The sequence below is a fragment of the Mesorhizobium atlanticum genome (assembly GCF_003289965.1).
Taxonomy (GTDB): domain Bacteria; phylum Pseudomonadota; class Alphaproteobacteria; order Rhizobiales; family Rhizobiaceae; genus Mesorhizobium; species Mesorhizobium atlanticum.
On sequence record NZ_QMBQ01000022.1, the window covers coordinates 1 to 2,629 of the forward strand.

Here is a 2,629-nt window from a genome sequence, read left to right on the forward strand (position 1 = left end):
AATCATTCCGCACACATATCGAGAGAAACCAGAACTTGGCTTGCCGCCCAACCGCCTGGTCGCTTCGAGTTCACGTTCACACCCAAGCACGGCTCCTGGCTCAACCTCATCGAGGGCTTCTTCTCAAAGTTCGCCCGATCCGTCCTGCGCCACATCCGGGTGGCATCCAAGCACGAGCTCAAGCAGCGCATCATGGCAGGCATCGAGGACCTCAACCGCCATCCCGTCATTCACACTTGGTCCTACAAACTCGCCGAAGCCGCCTGATATGATTCAATTCTTGGAAACGCTGAACTAGTCAATTTTCCTGACCCGCCCAGAGGTCGATGCCTTGCTGGCCGCACCGGATCGATCGACCTGGTCCGGCCGCCGCGATCACGCGTTCCTCCTGGTCGCGGTGCAGACCGGATTGCGGCTATCGGAGATCACTGGTCTCAAGCGGGACGATCTGTTCTTCGGCACGGGCGCCCACCTGCGGGTCATTGGCAAAGGGCGCAAGGAACGCTGCACCCCGTTCGCCAAGTCTACGACCGCAGTCTTGAGAAGCTGGCTGAAAGGTAAGCGATGCATCAAGGCACCTTGCCCGAGATCGGGTTGATGGTTAGGTCGCTCGCTGGTCGGAGCGCCGGGGCCGATCACTCCGGGTCGTAATGGGTGACGTAGTGGAGTTCGCGCAGGGCGGGGATGACCAGGGCGATGTCCTTGTACGCCTCATGCTCGATGAAGTGCGCGGTCTCGGGTCCCGGCCTGGGCTTGCCGAGGACGGGCCGGCCCTTTTTGTCGACGCAGTAGATCAGGATCGGCAGCAGCAGGCCGTGATTGGGGTTGCTGAGGTCGAGTAGCCGTTTCCAGCGCTTGATGGTGAGATTCATGGCCGCGTGGAAGCCCTGGCACCACGGTCGGGGGTCGATGCCGCCGCCGGGCTTGGTGGCGAAGCGGGGCGCATAATCCTGAGGTCTGTCGAAGAGCGTCTCGTTGATGCGGTTGTGGACCCTGGCTACGCTGGCAAACACGGCGTGATCGGTGGCAGAGCCTTTGGCCAGGACGTTGCGCGGCAGCCCCATGAGCGGGCACATCCAGTCTTGCGGGTCGGCGAACCGCGGCCCGGTAACCGCCGCCGTCACGAAGCCGTCCAGCGCCGACATGGTCCGCACCAACGGGCGGGGGTTGGTCTTGGCCGCCATCCAGGCCTCAAGCGCCGCGTCCGACAGCGCCATGTCATCGATCGAGCTCATGCCGCCAAGGGGAGCGGCATCTCTTGGCGGCGCACCCAGTTCCACGGCATCAGCTCGTCCCAGCGCGAGGCTGGCCAGTCGTTCTGGATGCGCTCGATGACGTCGGCCATGTAGGCTTCGGCATCGACACCGCAAAGCTTGCACGTCTCTATGATGTTGAGCACGACCGCCGAGCGCTCGGCCGCGGCGAAGCTGCCCGAGAAAAGCCAGTTGCGCCTGCCGACTGTAAATCCGCGAATTGCTCGTTCCGCGATCAGGTTGTCGGGCTCGAGCTGGCCATCGTAGAGGAAGCGGTTGAATGCGCGCCATCGCTTGGCGCCATAGGCGAAGGCCTTGGCGATATCGGCATGGCGCGACAAACCCTTACCCTGGCGCATGAGCTGTCGTCGCAGAGCGCGGACCAGGGGTCGGGTCCGCCTTCGTCGCGCGGCCAATCGCTCGGCGGGCGACAGTCCGCGTATCTCTTCCTCGATCCGGTAAATCGCCTGGATCCCGGCCATGGCCGTCGTGCTGAGCTCGGTCGGCTGGCTGTCGTGAACGTCGAAGATCTTGCGGCGCAGATGGGCCAGGCAGGCAGCTTCTCGAATGGCGCCGCCCCTATAGAGCTGATTGTAGCCAGTGAACGCGTCGGCCTGAAGCGTGCCGACAAATCCGGCGAGCTCGCTCATCACGTTCTCGCCGGCGCGGCCCATGGTGGCGCGATACCAGGCGATCGGCGGCTCATGCGAACCCGAATTGCGGTCGTCGGCGACGTAAACCCAGAGCGCGCCCTTGTGCGTCTTGCCGGTGCTCGGCGCCAGGATCGGAAGCCGCGTGTCGTCGGTGTGAATCTTGGTGCGGGTGCGGCCGATCTCGCGGATGCGATTGTAGATCGGATCGAGCAAGGCGGCGGCGTAGCCGGCGCTGCGCGCCAGCGTTGAGCGCTCGATATCGACGCCCTTGGCGGCCATCATCTGGGCCTGACGGTAAGATGTTGCGCTGAGGATTATGCTGCGGAAGCTCCGGTTCTGCCCGAGTTTCAGGCGATCCCAAGCAATCTCCGCAACATAATTTTCTGAAGTCAAATTGCATTCAGGAACGCCATCACACCCTTGTTCTCTTTCCACGGCCGGTCTGGCCCCGAAGCCGCGGCATCGCACAGCGCCATCGCTTTCGCCTTTATCTCGAGATCGATTTCGGCGTAGATGTTGGTGGTCTCAAGACTGACATGTCCAAGCCATGCGCTGATGGTGTTGAGGTCGACACCTGCCCGCAGCAGATGACAGGCGCTTGTGTGACGGATCACGTGCGGCGTGATTGACCTTGCGGCAAGCGTTGGTACGCGCGCTGCACATCGCTCGACGAGCCGGTAGACCCCGAACCGCGTATAGCGCTTGCGATGGCGGCTGAGGAAG

At 63.0% G+C, this 2,629-nt stretch carries 5 protein-coding genes; 2 read left to right on the top strand and 3 right to left on the bottom strand.

Annotation, left to right across the window (positions count from 1 at the left end):
• A partial coding sequence (locus tag DPM35_RS32035) for a transposase (RefSeq protein ID WP_181592253.1) occupies window positions 1–267 on the top strand: 267 nt, incomplete at its 5' end.
• A gap of 40 nt (window positions 268–307) precedes the next feature.
• On the top strand, window positions 308–598 hold the full coding sequence (locus DPM35_RS32040) for a tyrosine-type recombinase/integrase (protein WP_425373438.1): 291 nt from the start codon (window positions 308–310) through the stop codon (window positions 596–598).
• Between the two features lie 37 nt (window positions 599–635).
• Here DPM35_RS32040 and DPM35_RS32045 read toward each other — a convergent pair whose 3' ends face one another.
• The 3 genes from DPM35_RS32045 to DPM35_RS32055 all read right to left on the bottom strand — a co-directional run.
• A complete protein-coding gene (locus tag DPM35_RS32045; protein WP_112131464.1) occupies window positions 636–1,235 on the bottom strand; it encodes a UPF0149 family protein in 600 nt (199 codons plus the stop codon).
• Window positions 1,232–2,374 (bottom strand): IS66 family transposase, encoded by a 1,143-nt coding sequence (gene tnpC / locus DPM35_RS32050; RefSeq protein WP_342633689.1) that lies wholly within the window; start codon window positions 2,372–2,374, stop codon window positions 1,232–1,234. The genes DPM35_RS32045 and tnpC overlap by 4 nt, the downstream gene beginning before the upstream one ends.
• Window positions 2,296–2,629: tyrosine-type recombinase/integrase (locus DPM35_RS32055; RefSeq protein ID WP_146768025.1), on the bottom strand; the 334-nt coding region annotated here is incomplete at its 5' end. The genes DPM35_RS32055 and tnpC, both read right to left, overlap by 79 nt.

Excerpts from the sequence above, each read along its gene's own strand:
- DPM35_RS32045 (WP_112131464.1), bottom strand. The coding sequence starts at position 1,235 with ATGAGCTCGATCGATGACATGGCGCTGTCGGACGCGGCGCTTGAGGCC.